We start from the raw sequence: 3,471 nt of genomic DNA on the forward strand, positions 1-3,471 counted from the left end.
TTCGTTAAGCTCTGAGAAAATATTTAGTTCAACGTCGCTTAAAAGCCTCTATCCCCGTGTCTGGTGTGTCTCCGTGTCCCCGCGTCTATTGAGAATGAAACAGCCCTGCCTTCCCAAGGGGGGTTGGGGGGGGATCGACATTCAACTCCAACTCCGACTCCCTCCTTTCCAAAGGCGGTTGGGGAGGCTCAACTTCCAACTCCGACTCCCCCCTTCCCAAGGGGGGTTGGGGGGGATCAACTTCCAAAGGCGGTTGGGGAGGCTCAACTTCCAACTCCAACTCCGACTCCCCCCTTGGAAAGGGGGGTTGGGGGGGATCGAAAGGCTGGGGGGGATCAACATTCAAACATTTCAATATTCCAGCTTTTACATCCTGCCAAGAGCGGTCAGTTTGTGGCCAATATCCCACAGTAAAATCACCCCGACTGCACAAAATACCTGATAAAGAAACAGTCTCCTCGCATCCTGCCCAACCATTAATAATTACAGCCTGTCGCCGACTATTTTCATTACTATTAATCGGCACAATTCCTAATACAAACTCTCCCGCACCTTCCACAATTCGCAGCGGAGTTTGCCCTGGATATTCGGACTCTATATTTGATTCACCACGATGAGATTTTTGTTGATTAGTTAAACGAATTTGCTGATTAGTTTTATCAATATATTCCAAGGTGCGATGATAGACATATTTATATAAACTATCCGCTTCAATTACTCCCGACTTATCCGCAGCTTTCCCCAAAAAACCTTGAATCAAATAATAAGTAAACAATCCATGTTTTAAATTTTTCCATTCTCTAGATTGTTCATACTTATCGCAAGACAAAAGAGCATAAAAACCTTGACTTTTAGCAGCCCTTTTCCAAAATAATTCTATTAATTGTGGAGCAATACTAGATGTTTCAACTTCAGATAATTTCTTACTGTCAGATAAGTGCTGAAAATTAATACTTGTTCCACCACTATGACAAGCATCTATAAAAATCAATTGATATTTAGCACCACTTTCTGCCAACTTTTGCAGAATTTCTGCCACTGGCAAACCTGTTGTAGCTAAATTATTAGTTAGAGTATTTTTCAGACATAATATTGGTTGCTGAGTTTGTTTGTCTAAAAAACCATGACCGGAAAAATAAATTAAAATAGTATCTTCTTTAGTTGCTTGAGAGACTAACTTTTCTAAGCTATTTTTCACCACATCAAGAAGAGGAAATTTAGGAGTATTATCGTGATGGATAATAATAGTTTTATTGGTGAATAATTTTGTAGATATTTCTAATGCAGCCTTTAATTCCTGACAATCATTAACACAATAATTAAGGTTGCTTATTCTGGCATCATCATATTGATTAATTCCCACTAAAAGAATTAAAAGTTTAGCTTCACCAGTTTGAAGTTTTTCTACATTAGAATTACCTGCTGATTTAGGCATATATTATTCTCCTGGAAGAAGGCAGAAGTGCAAAAAGGCAAGGAATCTGGGAATTTTATCAGTGGCCACTACATAGACTCAACCCCCTGACCTTAACCCTATATTCTGCACGACAAAACGTAGCATAAAATATAAGTCAAAAGTTAAAAGTCAAAAGCAAGAAGTAAGAAGTCAAAAGTCAAAAGTCAAAAGTAAGAATTAAGAAGTAATAAGTAAATTATAGTGGTCAATAGGAGTCAATAGTTCAGCAAGTATTTATGCTTAATATTTAACTGAAAATTTGACTTTTGAGAAGTAATTTATACAGTATAAATATTTATCAATAATAGAAATTGTATACTACTTTTAATGTTACGCTCTTGACGTGCAGAATGTGGGTTAACCTATACAATATATACGATGACAATAGAAAAATTTATTCAAATTGGGAGCATTGTTGCAAGAGCAAACTAAACAAATTCATCGTTATTGAAGACCGTGAATTCCACGGCATAGAGCTGAAAGTTTGAATACCAGCAGCTAGCCTTTTTTCAAGCAAGTATCTAGTTATTTTATCCGCATCATGTCTACTGGAAGTTGTTGTAATTACCATTAAGATATTCTGGCGACATTTTCTGTGCTTCCTTCACTAAAATTTTGTTTGAAATTTCAAGTTTCAGTTTCTGGCAGTAGGGGAATAGGGGAAGTAGGGGAAAAGTAAACATCAGAATAATTGATACGCGTTCTGGCGTGCTAATTATCAAAAATGTCATTGCACCTGTGTTAATTACTTAAGAATCAAAGTTTCACCTATTAAGAAAAGTCTTCTTTTTTCACTCTTGGTATAATACCAGTTTGGTGAATTTTTGCTACAAATAGCTAGGCTATTTCTTAGGATTCAGGTATCGGTCCTTCAGTTATTCCTTCTTCCTTCTTCCTTTTTCCTTCTTCCTTCTTCCTTCTTCCTTCTTCCTTCTTAAATTAACCAATTCTGCCATGTAAATAATCTTCTGTTTTCTGATTTTTAGGGTCAGCAAATAAATCTTTAGTTTCACTAAATTCTATCAATTCTCCTAAATACATAAACGCTGTATAATCAGATAATCTTGCAGCTTGTTGCATACTATGAGTCACAACTAAAATAGTTATCTTTTCTTTTAATTGACTCATCAACTTTTCAATTTTAGCAGTAGCAATTGGATCAAGAGCAGAAGTAGGTTCATCCAATAAAATCATTTCAGGTTCTCCTACTAAAGCACGAGCTATACATAAACGTTGTTGTTGACCTCCAGACAAATTAAAAGCCACCTCTTTTAATCTATCTTTCACCTCATTCCAAAGAGCTGCACCTCGAAGAGCTTGTTCTACTTTTTCATCAATTAAACTCCGTTTTTTTTCACCACGCACCCTCAAACTATAAGCAACATTTTCATAAATTGATTTAGGAAACGGATTAGGTTTTTGAAATACCATGCTAATGCGCATTCGTACTTCTATTGGGTCAACATTTTTAGACAAAATATTCAAAGAATCTAACCATATTTCCCCTTCATAGTAATTTCCTGGATACAAATCGTGCAACCGATTAAAGCAGCGTAATAAAGTAGTTTTTCCACAGCCTGAAGGTCCGATTAATGCAGTAACTTTTTTTTCTGGAACAACCAAATTAATATTTTTTAAAACCTGAGATGAACCATAAGAAAAATTAAGTTTTTTGACTTCTGCTTTGGGCTTTATAGTAATTGATTCTTGTTTTTTTCTAAAAAAATTTACCATTTGATACCTTTACGAATTAGATAACGTAAATAAATAGCTAGAGTATTGATTGCCAAAGTCATAATAGTTAATATAGTACCTGCTGCTGCTGCATTTATTTCAAATGCTTTTTGTGGGCGAGAAACCCAGTTAAACATTTGAATTGGCATTAATGTAAATGGAGCTTGGAGCCAAGAAAAAGAAATAAATGGAAATTCATTTTTCAACGGAGATTCTGGTAAAAAAGCAATAAATGTCAATGCACCAATAGTAATAACTGGAGCTGTTTCTCCTATTGCCCA

At 35.6% G+C, this 3,471-nt stretch carries 3 protein-coding genes and 1 pseudogene; all 4 read right to left on the reverse strand.

All coding sequences use genetic code 11. The features are described 5' to 3' along the window. Positions 1–85 precede the first annotated feature (85 nt). The gene (locus F6K54_RS41995) at positions 86–1,435 is read right to left on the reverse strand and encodes a caspase family protein (protein ID WP_293090421.1); all 1,350 of its coding nucleotides are present in this window, start codon (positions 1,433–1,435) and stop codon (positions 86–88) included. A 415-nt stretch (positions 1,436–1,850) separates the two neighbouring features. Continuing rightward, positions 1,851–2,027, reverse strand: coding sequence for a divalent cation tolerance protein CutA (locus F6K54_RS43645; protein WP_366558398.1), 177 nt, complete (start codon positions 2,025–2,027; stop codon positions 1,851–1,853). A gap of 368 nt (positions 2,028–2,395) precedes the next feature. Next, positions 2,396–3,190: a phosphate ABC transporter ATP-binding protein PstB gene (gene pstB, locus F6K54_RS42000; protein WP_293090422.1), complete on the reverse strand. Its 795-nt coding sequence runs from the start codon at positions 3,188–3,190 to the stop codon at positions 2,396–2,398. Further along, a pseudogene (locus tag F6K54_RS42005) lies at positions 3,184–3,471 on the reverse strand (phosphate ABC transporter, permease protein PstA); the annotation flags it as partial. The gene pstB and the pseudogene F6K54_RS42005, both read right to left, overlap by 7 nt.

It is taken from the genome of Okeania sp. SIO3B5, from assembly GCF_010692555.1.
Lineage (GTDB): Bacteria > Cyanobacteriota > Cyanobacteriia > Cyanobacteriales > Microcoleaceae > Okeania.

Excerpts from the sequence above, each read along its gene's own strand:
- F6K54_RS43645 (WP_366558398.1), bottom strand. The coding sequence starts at position 2,027 with ATGGTAATTACAACAACTTCCAGTAGACATGATGCGGATAAAATAACT.
- F6K54_RS41995 (WP_293090421.1), bottom strand. The coding sequence starts at position 1,435 with ATGCCTAAATCAGCAGGTAATTCTAATGTAGAAAAACTTCAAACTGGT.
- pstB (WP_293090422.1), bottom strand. The coding sequence starts at position 3,190 with ATGGTAAATTTTTTTAGAAAAAAACAAGAATCAATTACTATAAAGCCC.